Source organism: Flavonifractor sp. An10, assembly GCF_002161215.1.
Classification (GTDB): domain Bacteria; phylum Bacillota; class Clostridia; order Oscillospirales; family Oscillospiraceae; genus Flavonifractor; species Flavonifractor avistercoris.
Window position 1 is genome coordinate 452,097 of the sequence record NZ_NFMB01000003.1, and the last position, 18,929, is coordinate 471,025.

General features: G+C 51.7%; 16 protein-coding genes. 4 read left to right on the forward strand and 12 right to left on the reverse strand.

The window, feature by feature from the left end; all coding sequences use genetic code 11:
* Nucleotides 1-291: 291 nt before the first annotated feature.
* The 7 genes from B5E42_RS07390 to B5E42_RS07420 form a co-directional block, all read right to left on the reverse strand.
* Nucleotides 292-1,449 carry a tyrosine-type recombinase/integrase gene (locus B5E42_RS07390; protein ID WP_087238174.1) on the reverse strand — a complete coding sequence of 386 codons (1,158 nt, stop codon included), beginning with the start codon at nucleotides 1,447-1,449 and terminating at the stop codon, nucleotides 292-294.
* A 77-nt stretch (nucleotides 1,450-1,526) separates the two neighbouring features.
* Nucleotides 1,527-1,727, reverse strand: a complete 201-nt coding sequence (locus B5E42_RS07395; RefSeq protein WP_087238176.1) for an excisionase — start codon at nucleotides 1,725-1,727, stop codon at nucleotides 1,527-1,529.
* A 10-nt stretch (nucleotides 1,728-1,737) separates the two neighbouring features.
* Nucleotides 1,738-3,048 carry an FtsK/SpoIIIE domain-containing protein gene (locus B5E42_RS07400; protein ID WP_087238179.1) on the reverse strand — a complete coding sequence of 437 codons (1,311 nt, stop codon included), beginning with the start codon at nucleotides 3,046-3,048 and terminating at the stop codon, nucleotides 1,738-1,740.
* Nucleotides 3,035-3,997: a viral replication protein gene (locus tag B5E42_RS07405; RefSeq protein ID WP_087238181.1), complete on the reverse strand. Its 963-nt coding sequence runs from the start codon at nucleotides 3,995-3,997 to the stop codon at nucleotides 3,035-3,037. Before B5E42_RS07405 ends, B5E42_RS07400 begins: the two co-directional genes overlap by 14 nt.
* A 154-nt stretch (nucleotides 3,998-4,151) precedes the next feature.
* A complete protein-coding gene (locus tag B5E42_RS07410) occupies nucleotides 4,152-4,469 on the reverse strand; it encodes a hypothetical protein (RefSeq protein WP_087238183.1) in 318 nt (105 codons plus the stop codon).
* A gap of 179 nt (nucleotides 4,470-4,648) precedes the next feature.
* Nucleotides 4,649-5,026, reverse strand: coding sequence for a helix-turn-helix domain-containing protein (locus B5E42_RS07415; protein ID WP_087238185.1), 378 nt, complete (start codon nucleotides 5,024-5,026; stop codon nucleotides 4,649-4,651).
* A 655-nt stretch (nucleotides 5,027-5,681) separates the two neighbouring features.
* A complete protein-coding gene (locus B5E42_RS07420) occupies nucleotides 5,682-5,879 on the reverse strand; it encodes a helix-turn-helix transcriptional regulator (RefSeq protein ID WP_343214184.1) in 198 nt (65 codons plus the stop codon).
* Between the two features lie 95 nt (nucleotides 5,880-5,974).
* Between B5E42_RS07420 and B5E42_RS07425 the strand changes: the two genes are divergently transcribed.
* The 4 genes from B5E42_RS07425 (at nucleotide 5,975) to B5E42_RS07430 (ending at nucleotide 12,898) form a co-directional block, all read left to right on the forward strand.
* Nucleotides 5,975-6,436, forward strand: a complete 462-nt coding sequence (locus B5E42_RS07425; protein ID WP_087238188.1) for a hypothetical protein — start codon at nucleotides 5,975-5,977, stop codon at nucleotides 6,434-6,436.
* 149 nt (nucleotides 6,437-6,585) lie between these two features.
* Nucleotides 6,586-9,180 carry an ATP-binding protein gene (locus tag B5E42_RS18795; protein ID WP_141242485.1) on the forward strand — a complete coding sequence of 865 codons (2,595 nt, stop codon included), beginning with the start codon at nucleotides 6,586-6,588 and terminating at the stop codon, nucleotides 9,178-9,180.
* Nucleotides 9,181-9,192: 12 nt separating this feature from the next.
* Entirely contained in the window at nucleotides 9,193-11,493 is a 2,301-nt protein-coding gene (locus tag B5E42_RS18800) for a DUF2357 domain-containing protein (RefSeq protein WP_141242486.1), read from the forward strand.
* Between the two features lie 214 nt (nucleotides 11,494-11,707).
* Entirely contained in the window at nucleotides 11,708-12,898 is a 1,191-nt protein-coding gene (locus B5E42_RS07430) for an IS256 family transposase (RefSeq protein WP_087237682.1), read from the forward strand.
* Nucleotides 12,899-13,011: 113 nt separating this feature from the next.
* Here the strand turns inward: B5E42_RS07430 and groL are convergent, their stop codons facing one another.
* From groL to B5E42_RS07455, 5 genes are all read right to left on the reverse strand, one after another.
* Complete coding sequence (gene groL / locus B5E42_RS07435; RefSeq protein ID WP_087238190.1) at nucleotides 13,012-14,640, reverse strand: chaperonin GroEL; 1,629 nt, start codon at nucleotides 14,638-14,640, stop codon at nucleotides 13,012-13,014.
* A gap of 259 nt (nucleotides 14,641-14,899) precedes the next feature.
* Entirely contained in the window at nucleotides 14,900-15,184 is a 285-nt protein-coding gene (locus B5E42_RS07440) for a co-chaperone GroES (RefSeq protein ID WP_087238192.1), read from the reverse strand.
* A gap of 225 nt (nucleotides 15,185-15,409) precedes the next feature.
* A complete protein-coding gene (locus B5E42_RS07445) occupies nucleotides 15,410-16,339 on the reverse strand; it encodes a diacylglycerol kinase family protein (protein ID WP_087238194.1) in 930 nt (309 codons plus the stop codon).
* Nucleotides 16,340-16,454: 115 nt separating this feature from the next.
* Entirely contained in the window at nucleotides 16,455-17,618 is a 1,164-nt protein-coding gene (locus B5E42_RS07450) for a WG repeat-containing protein (RefSeq protein WP_087238197.1), read from the reverse strand.
* Nucleotides 17,615-18,754, reverse strand: a complete 1,140-nt coding sequence (locus B5E42_RS07455; protein ID WP_087238199.1) for a class I SAM-dependent RNA methyltransferase — start codon at nucleotides 18,752-18,754, stop codon at nucleotides 17,615-17,617. Before B5E42_RS07455 ends, B5E42_RS07450 begins: the two co-directional genes overlap by 4 nt.
* Between the last annotated feature and the right edge of the window lie 175 nt (nucleotides 18,755-18,929).

The window sequence follows — 18,929 nt, forward strand, 5'->3', positions numbered from 1 at the left end:
AACAAGGCCCCCTGATGTAGTCTATTTTCCTACATCAGGGGGCCTTTTGTCACTGTCCGTTTTTACTGGATCGGTTCATTCAGATGGAGGCTCTCGGGTGTCTATCTTAGTACATGCCGCCCTCGGGGAATTACGGCTTTCTATAAGAGATAAGTAGAGAAAAGAAGGGATATGGGTTATATTCTATCATTTCTTTCCGATATTCTCTACCATAGTCTACATATCTTACCCGCTGAAAATGGTAAGTTTTATGGTAAGCAGTTGGATATTTTTTGCAGGAAGCAAAGACACCTATAGATTGGAGACCGCCCTGCCAAATGCCTCTTGAACCGCATGAAAGTCAACATGCGTATAGACATCTAATGTCACGCTGACATTGGAGTGGCCCATAAGGTATTGCAGGCTTTTCACATCGATCCCGGCTCGTTGCATATTGGTACAGAAGGTATGGCGCAGTACATGGGGAGTTACACGCGGAAAAGATTTTCCGTAGATCCGCTCCATCTTTTTCTGCATTCCCCGCATATAGTTTTCCAAGTGCATAGCAACCTTTGGCATTCCGGCTTTATCCAGGAAGAGGAAGCCGCTGTATCCATCCACCAGGAGTTCCACTGTTGGAGACTGCCGGTTTGCCACAACACGCTTTAACGCCATGTAGACCACATCACTCATAGGGATACACCGGACACCGCTGCTGGTCTTAGGCGATTTTACAAAGTAAGGCTTTTCCGCCGTCCGGCAGAGCTGGTGGTCAATAAAGATGAGCCGCTTTTTGAAGTCCACGTCTTTCTTGGTAAGGCCGTACAACTCACTGACCCGCAACCCGGTGCCCATCAGGATCACAATATCGTCATAGTAATTATCTTGTCCATTCTCCTGAATAAAACGGAGATAATTTTCCTGCTGTTGCTTGGTGAGAGCCGTTCTTTTCACCGCATCGTCCGGAATAATATCGGCCACCTTAAATTTGAACGGATTTTTGCGAATCATGTCATCATCGACAGCCATTTCGAAGGTGGGCCTTAGTACACTATGGTAGATAGAGATCGTGTTGCGCTTGCTTCCGGTATCATGCAGGTCAATGTAGAAACGTTTGGCATCGGACAACTTTACATTTCGCACCTTCATCTGTCCAAACTCAGATTCCTTAATCCGGTTAATGACTGTTCCATAGGCCCGCTTCGTATTATGTCCAATGTCTCGCTTCAGACTCATATAGCGGTCTACCAAATCAGCGACTGAAATTTCACCCGCAGCATAGTCGATGCCATCGGCAAGGTCCCGTTGGATGGTGGCTTCCTTCTTCCGAAGATCTTCTAATGTCTTAGCGTAAATACATCGCACTTTTCCGTAACTATCTGTATAGCGATAATCATAGGTGCCATTTTTGCGTTGATTTTCACCTGTTTTCAGTACTCGGCCATTTCTATCTTTGCGCTTTCCCGCCACAATGCACACTCCTTTCCGGAAAAGCGCCCGATATGTATGATATAGTTATCATAGCATATCTAGGCGCTTTTTGCCATTCAAATGGAATATTCACTTTGGAGATATGCCTCAAATGGTTTCCGTTTTATCAGGCGGCGATTTCCCACCCAAAGCACATATTTCTCGCACTCCTTGGTATCGGTTATCTGCCTCAGTTTGTTGATGCCAATGTTATAGTAGGCAGCGGCTTCCTCCAAAGTAAGATTGGCTTTCTGCCAAATAGGAATTTCATGTGCCATGGAAATCACCTCACAGCTGCTTTTCGTCCAGCAAGTAAGCCTGGAACACAGTACCATCCCCGGTGATGAAGCGGCCCCTTGCGTCCTTGGGTATCTGATCGGCGGCGCTGGTATTGTCCAGAATGATTTGAGAGAGGACATTATCTGCCCTGCCGCACACCCGGAAATCCAGGTTGTTCTTGATTTGACCAGGAAGGATGTTAGCATCCGGGCGCTGCGTGGCGAGGATCAGGTGGATGCCAAAGGCCCGTCCCAGGCGGGATAGTGTCGCCAGCTTGTTTTCAATCTGGGCCAGCACTTCCTTACTTTCTTTGCTCCGGCCTGTTTTGTCCAGCATCTCTGCTACTTCGTCGCAGGCGAACACGATCCGATGGAGACTTTCTCCTGTGACCTCGTTATAGGTATCCAGATCTTTACACCCGGTTTCTGCCAGCCGTCCCTTGCGGTATTCCAACACCGTCACAAGCTGACCCAGGGTATAGAGCAAATCTTCCTCGGTGAAGCACATCCGGCATTTATTGCGCCAGACTTTGGGAAAGTCCACGCCGCCCTTGAAATCGGCTATGTAGACCTCCGCCCCCTTAAGAAGCGACTGCATAAGCAGCAGCTTTAGCAGCACACTTTTTCCGCTGCCCGTAGAGCCGCCCAGCAGGATATGGGGGATATTTGTGAGGTTGACCGTCACCGCCCCTGTGAGACTTTCTCCCAGCACCAGGACAAAACTTTCTGGGGACAGGTATTTGTCATTCCAGGGGAGCAGGGCCGGAAAATCACTTTTTGCCGGGACAGCATAGACACGAATGAGTTTTCGCCCCTCCGCCCAGGTCATCTTCGCTATGGTAATATCCAGCGCCGTTTCAATCCTGGCCCGTTTGTCCTCCCACTCGCCCAGCGGTATCCCGCAGGGGTCAAACTCCCAGATCGTCAGCCGGGGATTATTCCCGTCCTGCCGTTTGGCTATGAGGGCGGGGGCCTCCCCTGCATGGTTGACAAGGCCAACTTTCTGCAAACCCTCCTTTGCCGCTTTGCTGCCCTGGGGCGTTCCCAGGAACGCCAGGAAAGCCAGGAGGCCGCCCACAGCATAGAGGGGAATCAAAAGATTGATAGCCGCTTCCAGAACAGGGGAAAACATACCATAGGAATCCAGACTGAACAGGTATGCCCGAAACAGCCAGACCAGCGCAGCACCCACCAGATAGGCTCCCAGCAGCACGCCCTTGTAAGGAGTATGCGTTACCACCGCAAGCCCCGTTTTCATGCGTTGGAGTAGGCGGCGGTTCTCCGTCCGCTTGTGAATCGTGTCTTTATCACTTCTTGTCATAGGGAAAGCCCCCTTTCTTGTGGATGATCGTGGAGCCGTCCGGGAGGTACTCCACCACAGTATGGATACGGCGGAGAAATGCCCGCCAGGTTTCCGGCCTCGCCTGCTGTTCCACCCAATATTGATTTTCCAGCGGCGAGTTAGATGTGATATATACTTTTGTGTAACAGGCCGTTTTGTCATTGTACCGGGCCGGGAGGGACAGGGGATAAATGTCCAGATAGTTGAGCATATCTTCAATGGGAATTTGACTGCTGAACTCCTCGAATACAAGCACATCCTGCCCGTGGTAGCCGTCAAAGGAAATACCCCTTGTGGCCCGGTAGTTTGTCACCCGGTAAATACTCCTGGGGTCATGGGTGCTGTAAATGCTCCTTGTCTTGCCAGCACCGCTGGCACCGTAAAGATAGGACACCTGCAAGGGCCTATTCTCCACGGCGTACTTTTCCGCCATCAAGATCTGTCGGAGCAGGTCAATGTCACGGACACGAAAGGCCATGGCCGGATTATCGTCAATGATCTCCGTGGTAGTCAGGCCGTCCCGGATATTCTGGACAAGCCGGAACATCTCCGGGTGTTTCTCCGCCCGTTCCGGTGGAACCTCGCCCCACTCCTCGAATGTCCCAGGCACCGAGGTTTCCGCCTTGTCCGTATCCGTCCATCGGCCCTCCTTACGGATATATGCCCGGTTTTCCTGCACTGTTCCATATGCCTTTTCTATATGCGCTGTGGGAAAGCGGTTTTTGATGGTGGAGAAGCGCACAGGCGATGGAGCATAGAAAAACAAGTGCGTGTGATATGTCCCCGTTGACGCTGTTTCGTCGGCCATGCAGTAATAGTCCGGTGAAAACCGCTGTAAGATTTCCTTGATTGCGCTATGGTCTAACCCGGCCTCTGATGGATTGTTGATGACCAGCGCCCATTTTCGGGATTGGCTGTTGCTGCCCATGTAAAGCCTCCCTTGTATTGCTACATGCTACAAGTTTCCCATAAGGGGTAATACTGACCCTTATGGGAGGGCGGCGCTGGCGCTGCCGCCGGGGGCCATTCCCTTGAGGGGACTGTCCTAATCCCGGCTGGCCTCTCCAGCGCCGCCCAGGTCATCAGGCTTTCGGATTCACCAGATGGATGTCCGCAGCCCTGGCCCCCACCTGGGGTTGGCCCTGGCTCCAATAGATGAATACCTCCAGACCGTCAAAGCGCACTTCCACATAGCTGTCCGGGTTGTCCATACGCTTTTCACCGTCAATGCGTACATTGATTTTGTCCAGACCCTTGTCCGGCAGGGCCACCGTATAGCGGTAGCCGAGGACGGTATCCGTCCGCCTGTTGTTCTGGTACTCATAGGCCGGGGACACCTCCACCAGCCACAACTTGCTCCCCAGGCTCTTAGGGTCAATGATAAGGTCAGTGATTTTCATAGCATTTCCTCCGTTATATTGTGGGCGGTGGCTGGCCTATCCGCCGCCCTGATGATAAGGTCACAAGTCCTTGTGTGGCCCTATCATATCGCAAAAAATCCCTTGAAAATTTCACTGGTGAAATTCAGACAAAAAAATTTACCGCCGTCCCACTTGCTGCCTGGGACGGCGGTTTTCTGTCATTCTTCAAAATTACTCCCCAATAAGGGAAGTCCCTGTTCGGCCAATTCATAGTTTAGCAGGAATACACACCCGTTACGCCGCTTTAACGCCTTGTCGATCTCGTACAGTTCAGGCCATGCGAGATACCGCAGGTTGTCCCGTTCTGCCGTTGTCTTTCTAAGGCCAAGGGCTAACTGGTTAATGTCCTGTTCTGTCAGCCGTACTTTTCCACCTCGCAAAATCCGGCTCACTCTGGCCTCCGGCATACCGCTTGCGGTTGCCAGTTCCTTTTGTGTCATGCCGAGTTTTTGGAGGTCTGCCTGGATCTGCCTTGCCAGGGCAGATTGTTCGTTCCTTTTATAACCGGGGCTTTGCTTCGGCTTCCTGTAAGCCAAAGCGGTTTCCCCTGGTTATAAATTGCCTATGTGGGTCTATTGCCGGAGGTGGTCTGCTGATTGTTTGTGTTCAGCCTGCTATGGTGAAAGATAGAATATGCCATAGCTGCCACCTCCTCCCGTGAGACGCTGTTGGTGAATAACTATATTATCCACCTCCGGCGCAAAGCCCGTTCACGAAAGAAATTCATTGGCGCAGTTTTGGACTGCGCTGGGTCGTTGTTCCCGCAGGGTACCGGGTTGGCAAGTGCAGCAAACTTTTCCCGCCTGCATGTGGGATTGTTCAGGCGTTACCGCCCGCCTCGTGGTTTTTCATGCCGCCCATAGGACGGCGTCCTCGTTGTGCCGTAAAAGCGGCGCTCTAATAAATAGGTCTTGCTGTTGTCGTTGTTCATTCACAGTTATGCCTTTAGACGTTGCCAAAGGTAGAATATCACAGAAGCTCCAAGAAATCAACCATATATTGATTTTAATAATCAAAATATCCTATATCTTGTGTTCTTCCCGATTCAACAACATAAAAGATGATCTGTGCTGAACGCCATTGGTACGCCAACAGGTTCCTCATTTCTTGGGCTTCTATGCAGTTACTAATATCGACCACTTGAATGCACAATTAGAAATAGAAGGCTACCAAACATATTGCTTGGTAGCCTTACTTAAATTCAATGATATCGTTTGGGGTGCAACCAATGATTTTACATAGCTTTTCAAGTGTAACCATGGTAATGTTTTTTCCCTTTTTCAGCGAATCCAAAGTTTTATTATCGATACCGCCCTTTAAAAGTTGGTATTGTGACACTTGCATTCGCTCCATGGTTTTCCATAGCGGGCCATAATCAAAGATTGTCATCACCACCCCGAGTTTCCATACAGCAATTATATTCAATGTTGCAGAAAACAAACATTGTGGGTATAATCACAATATACTAATAGGGGGATGGTGAGATGCTTTGCTTTTTTATTGGTCACCGAAATGCAACCACTCAGCTGATGCCACGATTGGAATCGGCTATTAAAAAGCACATATGTGACTACAATGTAACTGATTTTGTAGTAGGCCAATATGGTGCTTTCGATCGAATGGCAGCGCGTGCAGTAATAAATGCAAAGAAGATATACCCAGGAATTTCGCTGTCTATTTTACTCCCTTATCATCCGGCTGAACGCAAGGTTTATGCCCCTGAAGGATATGACAGCACTTTTTATCCCCCGGGCATGGAAAATGTTCCACACCGGTTTGCAATTTCCAGAGCTAATAAGTATATGATAATGCATTGCGATTATTTAATGGCCTATGCGTGGCAACCGGGAAGCAATTCAAAACATCTGGTAGAGTTTGCTCGACGACACAATATCATCACAACCCAACTCGCCAAAGAACAAGAACTACTGAATGCAAAGGCATAGATAATTTGCTATCGTCATGTTATAATTATTTTTGGAAAATTGTACTACACCATGCTTTCCAATTTTGGGAAAGTATGTATCAGTGGACAATTCCCCACCATGGCGAATATGTCATCGCTTTAAAAAAGTAAAATGAATGGAGGATAGCAATGGGCACTTATCTTGGGATAATCACAATCAGAAATCGATATGTCAATTTTAAACCATTATATGAATATGAAAATGGAAAATTCCACTTTATCAACCAATATGATAGGCAGGCGCTCCTTCCTGAATCTTCGTTTAACGACATAAATTTCTATAGCGGGGACAGCAGACAGCACGTAGAAGACATGTTTATCACCGATACATATTGTTTGCTAGACTTTGAAAAAGAAGATCTGGAAGATAATATTACAAACGGAATTAGAAACCCAACAGGATATAAAATTGATGTGCTCGACAAACTAAATTCTGGTAAAATATACTATTTGAGTGACATAGGCTATTATTATATGCTTTCACAAAATGGTATTGAAGGAAGCTATAAAACAAATCCAATATTAGAAGTTAATGATCCTTATGCATATAAAGGTTTAAAAGTCGTTATTCCCATTGATGAAGAGAAAAATACGGTTATTGGACCTTTTGAAGTAGATTTTCGCGAATATGATGAAAAACTAGTAATTCGAACAGGCCTTCAAACACAGAAATATATTTTGCGCGGATACCGATTTCCAACGTATCTTAGTGAATATGAGATACAGGTGGGCCGTTATGGTGAAGAGCGTACATTTATTCACCTTGATAGGGCAATCTGCAAAGAAAGTACTATTGATGTTATTACAAAAGAGCAGTTGCTTACCTCTTTCAAAAACACTTTAAATAGTGATAACTTTATTGATGGAAAAATTGATCTTGACAATATTGGTGATCTTCTTTCGGCGTATGCAGCCTCTCCTTTTGTCGGCGATGGAATTCCACAAGACATTCAGGATGCTCGCTTTGACATGCTCAACACATTACTAACTGACGAAGAACGATTAAATGATACCTTCGGTTTTATTTCAACAACAATTACCGGGTTGTTGGACAAATATCAAGGTAGTGAGCAATACACTAAACTGGTTCAAGAACTGGCAGATAATCCCGACTTTATGTCGAGAATCCAGCGCTTTCAAATAATTACGGATCACATTAGTCAAAAACAGGCAGAGCTGGATGAACTAATTGCACATGCAGAAGAAGTACAACAGAAATTAGCTGAGGAGAAAAAACAAGAATATGCCTCGGGCTTACTCAGTGAATACGAAGAGCAGATTAGCACATTACGGAATCAAAAAGAGGACCTAGATGCAGAAATCGCCTGCCTTAAAGAAGACCTCAGTGTGCTGCAAAATGGTTCTGATCTAAAGCAAAAACTCACCGACTTAGAAGAGCAAGTCGATTATAAAGAAAGACGCGAAAGAGAACTTGATAATAAGCTTAAAGCAATTGATAGCAAACTTGATTCTATTTTTGCGAATAGTACTGAAAAAGCGCTTCAATTTTCTTTTGATGGAATGCTGGCGAATCGTATGCTCCAGCAAGCAGCTCAATGGGAAAATCAACAAAATGCAATTAATTATGCCAATAAAATAGATGCACTTAAAGGGTTGACTGTTTCAACAGTTAATCAGGCCCCGTTAATTGATAAATTAGTTGCTGAAATTCAAAAGTATCGCCCTACTTATGACAGAAACACCATCCTGAATATTCTTATTTGCTATACTCAAGGATTTCTGACGGTTTTCTCTGGAGAGCCTGGAACAGGCAAAACTTCTATCTGTAAAATTCTTGCATCTGTACTTGGCTTAGCAATTCCTGAAAAAGCTTTACCTCAATATAAAGATGGGTATATTGCAACTCGATTTATTCCTGTTTCTGTTGAACGCGGTTGGACTACTAAGCGCGATTTTATCGGGTATTATAATCCACTGACAAAAGCATTTGACCGGAGCAATAGAAGGATGTTTGATGCTTTGAACATCATGAATCTAGAAGCCAACGGTAATAGTACTGACATGCCCTTTATGATTTTGCTTGACGAAGCAAACCTTAGTCCTATGGAATATTATTGGGCTGACTTTATGAATATCTGTGACGAGATTGATTGCAGTAGTGTAATTAACCTTGGTGACGATTTTTGTTTCAACGTATCAAAACAACTCCGCTTTGTGGCAACAATTAATAATGACCATACCACGGAAGCTCTATCCCCCAGATTGGTTGATCGCGCTTGGGTAATCAAGCTTCCTCGAGTTCGGTCTGGAACTACACGCCCGGTCATCATAAATACCGATGGCGACGAAGTAATTGCCTGGAGTGCTTTGGTTTCTACTTTTGGTGCAGATAGTCAATCATTGGTTCCTCTAAGTGGTATTGCTAAAGATATTTACGAAGAATTGCTAAGCAAGTGCAGAGTATCTAAGATTAACGTTAGTGCACGAGCAGATGCCGCCATTCGTTGTTATTGGTCTACTGCACAGAGGTTGTTTGAGAATGATTCCAACTATGGTACTGATGCCTCTATTGTAGCTCTGGATTATGCGGTTGCTCAACGAATTCTTCCCCATATCAATGGTAATGGCGAAAAATATGGAGAGCGGTTGAAAGAAATTCAAAAGTTTTGCAGCGATAAGAATTTGCGTATATGCGCTGAAATCATTTCGGATATTATTAAGAGTGGAGAGGATTCTATGCAATACTTCCAATTCTTTGCATAAGTGAGGTTTAATATGAATAACTTGGCCTTGCGGTTATTACCAGATAACCAAGAACCGCAGGAACTTGTTCTTCAGCAACACCGGCTATCAAATTCTATTTTAGATATAGCCAATGCGACCTCAGCTTATGTATTTAATGACTATAAATATCGTGCCCAACTTGTGAATAATGATGACGAAATTAGCAATGTACTATTCCTTTTAAATGGACAAGAGATTGGGATCAACTATTCACCCGACAGCGGAATGATTGCGTTTCAAGATTACTCATTTGGTCAGCGAATATTCCTTGAATGCTATGGATTTGCCCAAATCACTATTATCTTTGACGATAAATACGGGACACAGCATGTACTAGATACTGAATTTATACATATTCTTGTTCGGAAAGGGCGCCAAAATGACTCTGTTCGTCGAATGACCGAATATGTGTATGAAGAGAATGCTGAACTTCTAAATGGTGATCGAACGCTTCCAAAAGATATTTCCGGGTTAAAAGAGTCGGCACGAAAAACAATAGAGTCGCATATTTTGCTGTTAGAGCAAATTTCTGTAGCCTATGAAGAGAATTATCGTTATTTCAAAATGAACAGCAGATTTTTAACTGTCCCCAAAGAAAGAGTTGACCATTTTGAAAAACTCCAGTATGTTTCCAGAAACACCTTGCAATACATCGTACAGCACCCAGAAGAGCTCCAACAAATTCACCATTCTTCCGGCATAAAAATTGGTAATTTTAGGTATCAACCCAATAAGACACTTATTACGGACAATGAAAAATCATATGATATCTATGAAAACCGTGTCGTTTTGGGATTCCTTCTCTTTCTTCTTCACGAAATTGAACGTATACAGAAAGAACTATCTGATATTATTAGCCAAGTGCCTCAAAAGTTAATAGAGACTGATGGTTATGTTACATCTTCTTATTTTATTTACGCTAAAACATTAGAAGCTGTAAAAGTACTATTAAACGATGTAGAAAAATTACATCGGAAATTCACTTCATTATACTATCTGTACGCAAAAGTCTTGCCAATAAAGCCGGAAAAACTGTCTTCAATCCCACGCTTTACAGCACTGTTTCGCGCAATTCCTCAATATCACCAAATCTACGATTGTACAATTGCATGGTTTAGCAAAGGTGTATTTACTATTCGTGAAGAGCAATTTATGCTTTCGTTTATTAAGATCAGCACCTTATATGAAGTTTATGTTTTAACAAAGATAATAGCTTACTTTAGAAAAGTCGGATATACTCTCGTAGATGCTGATAAAATACTATATCCATCTCCTGGTCGGTATTATGAAAACACTTTTTGCAATAATCGATTTATACTCAAAAATGATTCTGGACAGATTACAGTATACTATCAGCCAGTCATCTACAATGTAAACAGACAACAGATTAGTGGTATCGGCTTATATCGCAATACATCAATATCATACCCATTGGCGCGGGATGGAACCAGTCGTCGAGGCAGGTATTACACACCAGATTTTTTAATTAAGTATGAATATGCAGGAACACACATTGAAAAATACCTTATTGCGGATGCAAAATTCAGCAGATTGCAGACCGTAAAAGATCGTGAATTTGCTGAACTGGCATACAAATATCTATTTTCTATATCTCCTGTATCGTCAGAAGGACAGATTATAGGCCTTTGCATATTTAATGGATTGACTGAATTGGAAAACCAAAATGATTCACTTACAAACATTTATGATTTTGAGTTAGAACACCCTATTACTCCTCGTGCAGATGTTGTTACGCTAACAGAGAACTTGACCAATAATTCCTCATTGCATAACGCGCTGTTGAGAAATTCTGTGGGATTGTATGTTACTGAATTACCGCAAAAACCAATTCCGTTACCATCGCTGAATGCTTCGGAAAATAGAAATTCTCAACAGGTACTTATTACCACGGATTTGCAAAAGACGGATGAGGCGCCTCAAGAGAGAATTCCATCATCCTCCGCCGAAGAGCTGGGCGCAGCAGCAGGAAAAGGGGTAACACCTTCTACTGAAAGCCATGATATTTCCTCAGCTAATATAATACCTTCAGGAGAGAAGAATATCTCAAAAAAGAAAGCAAAAGCTCCTATTGACATGAGCGCTCTTCAATTATCTGAACTAAAGCTAGACAAAGATATTGAGACGAGATTATTGAGTGCTGGTTATAACACTATTCAAGATTTAATTCCCAATAGACTGAAGAGCGACTTGCTTTCTAACACTATTCTCAACCGAAAAAGTCGACGCGAAATCGAGGCGAGGTTAAAACAAAGAAAAATACTATTGCAGTAGTAGAAATTCGTAGCATATTAAGTAACATTTAGAAATGCCATATTACATTTAAAACTTTAAAAACGCCGCTGTCTGCAAATCGCAGACAGCGGCGTTCATACATATCAGGCGCTGGTCAGGTAGAATAAATTTCGCAAAAATAAAAAGAGACATGGTTTGCAGATCTCTGGTAGAATGAAGTCGCGACACACCATTCGAAAGGAGACAGCAAACCATGTCCGAGAAAATTGTACAGCTAAACGAAGAAGTTATCAAGGGGCAGCTCAAGGAACTTGTACGCGGAAGTGTAGAGGAAACCCTCAACGAGCTGCTGGAGGCTGAGGCAGAGAAATTGACTCAAGCAGCCCGGTACGAGCGTAATGAGCAGCGCCAGGGCTACCGCAGCGGCCACTACAACCGCAACCTCACCACCACTTCCGGGGATGTCACCCTCAAGGTGCCTAAGCTGAAAGGGATCTCCTTTGAAACGGCTATCATTGAGCGGTATCGCCGCCGGGAAAGCAGCGTGGAAGAGGCTCTCATTGAGATGTACCTGGCCGGCGTATCCGTCCGGCGCGTGGAGGACATCACCGAGGCCCTCTGGGGCAGCAAGGTCTCACCCTCCACCATCAGTGAGCTGAACAAGAAAGCGTATGTCCACATTGAGGATTGGCGGAACCGCCCTCTGCAGGGCGGACGCTATCCGTATGTCTATGTGGATGGGATCTACCTGCGCCGTAACTGGGGTGGAGAGTTTGAAAATGTGGCTATTCTGGTGGCGATTGCGGTCAATGAGGACGGATATCGTGAGGTTCTTGGCGCTGCCGAGGGTATGAAGGAGGACAAAGCCAGCTGGGTCAGTTTCTTCCAGTGGCTGCATAGCCGTGGCCTGGATGGCGTGAAGCTCATTGTTGGCGACAAGTGCCTTGGCATGCTGGAAGCTGTGGGAGAAGTGTTTCCTGAGGCCAAATACCAGCGTTGTACCGTCCACTTTTACCGTAATGTGTTCTCGGTCACACCTCGCTCTAAGGTGAAGCTGGTAGCCAAAATGCTCAAGGCGATCCATGCTCAGGAGAGCAAGAAAGCTGCCCGGGAAAAGGCCAAGGCCGTGGTGGAGGAACTGCGCTCCATGAAACTGAAAGAGGCCGCCCAGAAGGTGGAGAATGGCATTGAGGAAACGCTGACCTATTGCGATTTTCCCAGTGAGCACTGGACCCGTATCCGTACCAATAATGTGATTGAGAGGCTGAACCGAGAGATCCGCCGCCGTACCCGTGTGGTTGGCAGCTTCCCGGACGGCAACTCAGCTCTAATGCTGGTTTGTGCCCGGCTGCGCCATGTAGCCGGTACTCAGTGGGGCAACAAGAAGTACATGAACATGAAGCACCTGGAGGCGACCTTGGAGGATGCCTCCATTGCTGGCTGACTTCATTTACGGCAGAGTCTGCGAACTAAAGTGCGAAAAATTCTTGACACGACCGTAAATTCACGGCTGTACCTCCGGCAATTGCTTGCGTCCCAATGGGTACAGGCTATTGCTTAGTACATGCCGCCCATGTCGGGGGCAGCGGGAGCGGCGGGCGTGGGGGGCTGGGGCTTGTCGGCCACCAGGGCCTCGGTGGTCAGCAGCACGGAGGAGATGGAAGCGGCGTTCTCCAGCGCGGTGCGGGTCACCTTGGTGGGATCCACGATGCCGGCGGCGATCATGTCCACATAGGTCTCGTTGTAGGCGTCGAAGCCGTAGCCGGTCTTGCCGGACTCCTTGATCTTCTCCAACACCACGGAGCCGTCGATGCCGGCGTTGGCGGCGATCTGCTTCACGGGCTCGGTCAGGGCGCGGGCGATGATGGACACGCCGGTCTTCTCGTCGCCCTCAACCTCGTTGACCAGCTTCTCCACGGCGGAGACGGCGTTCACATAGGCGGTGCCGCCGCCGGCCACGATGCCCTCTTCCACAGCGGCGCGGGTGGCGTTCAGGGCGTCCTCGATGCGGAGCTTCTTCTCCTTCATCTCCACCTCGGTGGCGGCACCCACGCGGATGATGGCCACGCCGCCGGCCATCTTGGCCAGGCGCTCCTGGAGCTTCTCGCGGTCGTAGTCGGAGGTGGTGGTCTCGATCTGGCTGCGGATCTGGTTCACGCGGGCCTTGATGGCATCGGCGGAGCCGGCGCCGTCCACGATGATGGTGTTCTCCTTGGAGACCTTCACCTGGCGGGCCTTGCCCAGCATATCCATGGTGGCCTCCTTGAGCTCATAGCCCATGTCGGAGGTGATGACGGTGCCGCCGGTCAGCACGGCGATATCCTCCAGCATCTCCTTGCGGCGGTCGCCGAAGCCGGGGGCCTTGACGCACACCACGTTCAGGGTGCCGCGCAGCTTGTTGACAATCAGGGTGGACAGGGCCTCGCCCTCCACGTCCTCGGCGATGACCAGCAGCTTCTTGCCGGACTGCACCACCTGCTCCAGGATGGGCAGCAGCTCCTGGATGTTGGACACCTTCTTGTCGGTGATCAGGATCAGGGCGTCGTCCAGGACGGCCTCCATCTTCTCGGTGTCGGTGACCATATAGGGGGTGATGTAGCCCCGGTCGAACTGCATGCCCTCGACCACCTCGCTGTAGGTCTCGGCGGTCTTGGACTCCTCCACGGTGATGACGCCGTCGTGGGAGACCTTCTCCATGGCCTCGGCGATCAGCTTGCCGATGACCTCGTCGCCGGAGGACACGGTGCCCACGCGGGCGATGTCGTCAGAGCCGTTGACCTTCTTGGAGTTGGCCTTGATGGCCTCCACAGCGGCGGCGGTGGCCTTGGCGATGCCCTTCTTCATGACCATGGGGTTGGCGCCGGCGGCCAGGTTCTTCAGGCCCTCGCGGATGATGGCCTGGGCCAGCAGGGTGGCGGTGGTGGTGCCGTCGCCGGCCACGTCGTTGGTCTTGGTGGCGACTTCCTTCACCAGCTGGGCGCCCATGTTCTCATAGGGGTCGTCCAGCTCGATCTCCTTGGCGATGGTCACGCCGTCGTTGGTGATCAGGGGGGCGCCGAACTTCTTGTCCAGCACCACGTTGCGGCCCTTGGGGCCCATGGTGATCTTCACGGTGTCGGCCAGCTGGTTGACGCCGCGCTCCAGGGCGTGGCGGGCCTCCTCGCCGTAGCAGATAATCTTAGCCATAACACATTACCTCCAAAATTCAGGAAAGTTCATTCAATCATGGGGTGCAGGGGCCGTGCCCCCGCTTCGCCGCTTGGCGGCGAACAAAATGGAAATCCGTCCGGAGCAGGACATGCGCCTGCGCAGGACACCTTAACCCCTGGCCGCGGCGGCCAGGGCCGCCTTTCCGGTGGAAAGGCGAGGGGGGTATCAAAACCGCTGTGCCGCCACAGGCGGCGCGGCGGTTTTGTATCTAGGGGGGATGCAATCCCCCCTAGACTTATTCGACAATCGCCAGGATGTCGTTCTGCCGCACGATGGTGTACTCCTCGCCGTCGATCTTGACCTCGGTGCCGGAGTACTTGCTGGTGATGACCTTGTCGCCCTTCTTCACGGTCATGGTGACTTCCTTGCCGTCCACCATGCCGCCGGGGCCCACCTCGATGACCTCGGCCACCTCGGGCTTCTCCTTGGCGGAGCCGGTCAGGATGATGCCGCTCTTGGTCTTCTCCTCTGCCTCCACCAGCTTAATGACCACACGGTCAGCAAGGGGCTTGAGTTTCATAATGGGTTCCTCCTTATATTCTGCAAATTGTTATAAACGCTTTCAGCGGGTTAGCACTCATTTCTCCGGAGTGCTAATCCGCTTATAATAATACCCTCACCGGCAGATTTCTGCAAGCCCTAATTTTTGAATTTTCTGTTAAATTTCCATTCTGCGCGGAGTCCAACTCGATTTATCGCTCATTTTCCACTTCGCGCTTCTTTTTTCTCCGTTTTTCTTTGATTTTTAAGTTTTACTCCTCTGTGCCGGATCCCAGTGGGTACCGGCCGGATAAAAAAAGTTCACTTTTTTAGCAGACACGGTGACGGAGAGCTCAGAATCCAGCACCTCTTCCCCGTCCAGGTTGATGCGGCTCACACGGTCGCACACCACGTGCATCTCCCGCCCCCGGCGGACGACAACCCCCTCGATGTCCCCCGCGCCCCCCTTGGCGTACTTGCCGATGAGGGAGACCACGGTGAGGCGGGACACGGCGGGGATCACCACGAAATCCAGCAGGCCGTCGTCGGGCATGGCGGTGCGGCTGGGATTGAAGCCTCCGCCGTAGTAGCGGCCGTTGCAGGCGCACATGAGGGTGAACTCACTGCCCGGCAGCTCCTCCCCGTCGATGGACACCCGGTAGGGCCGGTGGATGCCCTGGAGGATGGCCCGCACCGCTGAGAGCTGGTAGGCCATGGTGCCGGACACCAGAGGCAGGCCCTTGAAGTCCCCGGCTCCCAGGCCGATGCGGGCGTCAAAGCCCACGGAGCACACGTTGAGGGCCAGGTGCCCGTTGCAGTCGATGAGATCCATGGGGGCCTGGGGGGCGTCCAGCAGCTCCTTCAGGTCGTAGAACCGGGGGGTATCCGGGCCGAACATGCGCAGAAAGTCGTTGCCCGAGCCCATGGGGTAGTGTGTGACGGCGGCATTGGCAAAGCCGGCCGCCCCCACGGCGCACTCGTTGAGGGTGCCGTCCCCGCCGCAGGCGTAGATGCGCACGGCCTCCCCCGTCTCCGCCGCGGCGCGGGCCAGCTCTGCGGCATGGCCGGGGTACTGCGTCACCGCCGCCTCCCAGGGCTCCTCCCGCCCCGCCAGGGCGAAGCGGATCTTCTCCCGCACCTCCTGGGTGCGGTCATATTTTCCCGCCCGGGGGTTGAGCAGAAACAGGTGGCGCACGCGCCTTCCTCCCTTCTCAGCCCGCCGGAAAGATCTTTCCTGCGGGCTGCTGAACTTTTTGCAGCTTCAAGAGGGCCTATCGCAGTATCTTCTCTCTGTCTGTTCCCCGTCCGGCTCAGCGGCCCCAGAGGACGATGCGCTGCTCCGCCCGGGCCATGCGGGACACGATGGCCGCCGCCTCCGCCCGGGTAAAGGTGCCGCCGGGGCTGAAGGTCATGCCCCCGTCCACCCCGGACAGGATGCCCTTGGCGTACAGGGCGTAGACCGCCTCCGCCCCCCGCTCGCCGGGGTGCACGTCCGGGACGGAGGTGCGCACCCGGTTCCGGTCGTTGAGCTCGGGCAGGGATTTGGCCAGGGAGGTGGCGGCAAAGAGTTCCGCCGCCTCCCGCCGGGTGATGGGCCGGTTGTAGTCTGTCCGGGCCGCGGTCTCCGCCTTCAGGATGCCGTTGGCCAGGCAGTAGTCCACCGCCGGCGTGTACCACTTGGCGCCGGAGGCGGTCTCCTCATGGAAGGAGTCCCCCCGGTAGCGGCTCTCCACCGTGGCGGCCAGCTGGATGGCCTCCGCCACGGTGAGGGTCTGCCCGGGGGCGAAGCGGCCGCCCCCCACGCCGGAGACCAGGCCCACATTATAGGCGATGTCCACCCACAGGGCGTGCCAGTCCCGGGGGGACACGTCGGAGAAGGCGGGCAGCTTCCCCCGGGTCAGGGGGAACTGGGCGGAGGCGGCGCCCCGCTGGGCCAGGATGGAGGGCAGGTCGTAGACGGGGATCTTGGTGACGGCGCCCTCCGTGTCCGTCAGGGTGAGCACATTGGTGCCCCCCTGCTCGTCCACCCGGACGCTGGCATACACCAGGTCGTAGAGCACATTGGTGCTCCCGCCCTTCCCGTCGGAGAGGGGGAGAATGCTCACCACGCCCCAGCCCGCCCCCTTCTGGGCCAGGTAGAGGCCGCAGTCGATGGGCATGAGGGTGTCGTACTCCGGCTGGATCAGGTACTTCCCGTCCTGGCGGATCACCCCCAGCTTTCCGTTCAGGTTCACCGCCGCGATGCCCAGCTGGAAGGACACCACGCTGTCGTACCGGAGGGGGATGACCACGTTCCGGCCGGCGTCCACAAAGCCCCACTTGCCGTCCAGCTCGCACTGGGCCAGTCCCTCGCTGTATCCCCACACCGTGGCCCCCGCCGGTACAGCGGCCGCGGCGGGCAGAAGCAGCGGCCCCGCGCCCAGCGCCAGGGCCAGCAGCACCGCCGCGGCGCGGGCTCCTCTCCTCCGTCTCATGCCTGTCCTCCCCTTTCCCGTCTGTCGTATTGGAACAGCTCACACTTGAGCATGCCGTTGTACAGCTTGCGCTTCTTGTCCGCCGGGCGGCCGAAGGTGCGCTCGAACTCCGTGTGGGAGGAGAGCACGCTCACCCGCCAGCCGGGGGGCAGGGCCCCCGCCGCGGCGCCGAAGGCCCGGTAGAGGCCCTCCGCCTCCTTTTTCTCCAGCAGCCGCTCCCCATAGGGCGGGTTGGTGACAATGCGGCCGTAGGGCTCGTCCCGGCGGAAGCGGGCGGCGTCCGCCACGTCAAAGCGCACCACGTCCTCCACCTCCGCCTTCTCGGCGTTGGAGCGGGCGATGTCCATGGCCCTGGGGTCGATGTCCCCGCCCCAGATGTCGTAGCTGCCGTGGTACTCCCCGTCCATGGCCTCGTCGGCGGCCCGGAGCCACAGGGTGCTGTCCAGCCACTGCCACCGCTGGGCGGAAAAGCTGCGGTTGAGCCCCGGCGCCCGGTTTTTGGCGATCAGCGCCGCCTCGATGGGGATGGTGCCCGAACCGCAGAAGGGATCGCAGAAGGGATCCCTCCCCCGGTAGCGGGAGAGGAGCACCATGGCGGCGGCCAGGGTCTCCCGCAGGGGGGCGGCCACCCCCACCGCCCGGTAGCCCCGCTTGTGCAGGCCGGGGCCGGTGGTGTCCACCATGAGGGTGACGTGATCCTTCATGATGGAGAACTGGAGCTGATAGAGGGCCCCGTTCTCCGGCAGCTGCGCCAGGCCGTATTTCTCCCCCAGCCGGGCGGCCACCGCCTTTTTCAGCACGGCCTGGCAGGCGGGCACCGCGTGGAGCTGGGAGCTGAGGCTGTGCCCCTTGATGGGGAACGCCCCGTCCCGGGGGATAAAGTCCTCCCAGGGCAGGGCACGGGCACCCTCGAACAGGGCGTCGAAGTCCCTGGCCTCATACTCCCCCACCACCAGCAGCACCCGCTCGCCGGTGCGCAGGTTCAGGTTCACCCGGGGGATGTCTCCGGGGGAGGCCTTGCAGCGCACCCGGCCGTTCTCCGCCCGCACTCCCTCCATGCCCAGCCGCCGCAGCTCGTCGGCGCACAGGCCCTCCAGCCCGAACAGGGTGGGCATCAGCAGTTCCAGCTCTCTCATTGGCGCGCTCCTTCCCGGTGATCCACTCTCCGCAGGGTGATTGAAATCAAGTATACTCTATTTCCCGCCGCTTGGCAAACCCCCGGAGGTAAAATTTCCGGCCGGAGTCCCTTTGGGCGGTCTGCCCCGGACAAAATGGGGCTTGTCAAACTCGAACAAATGTTGTATACTCGAA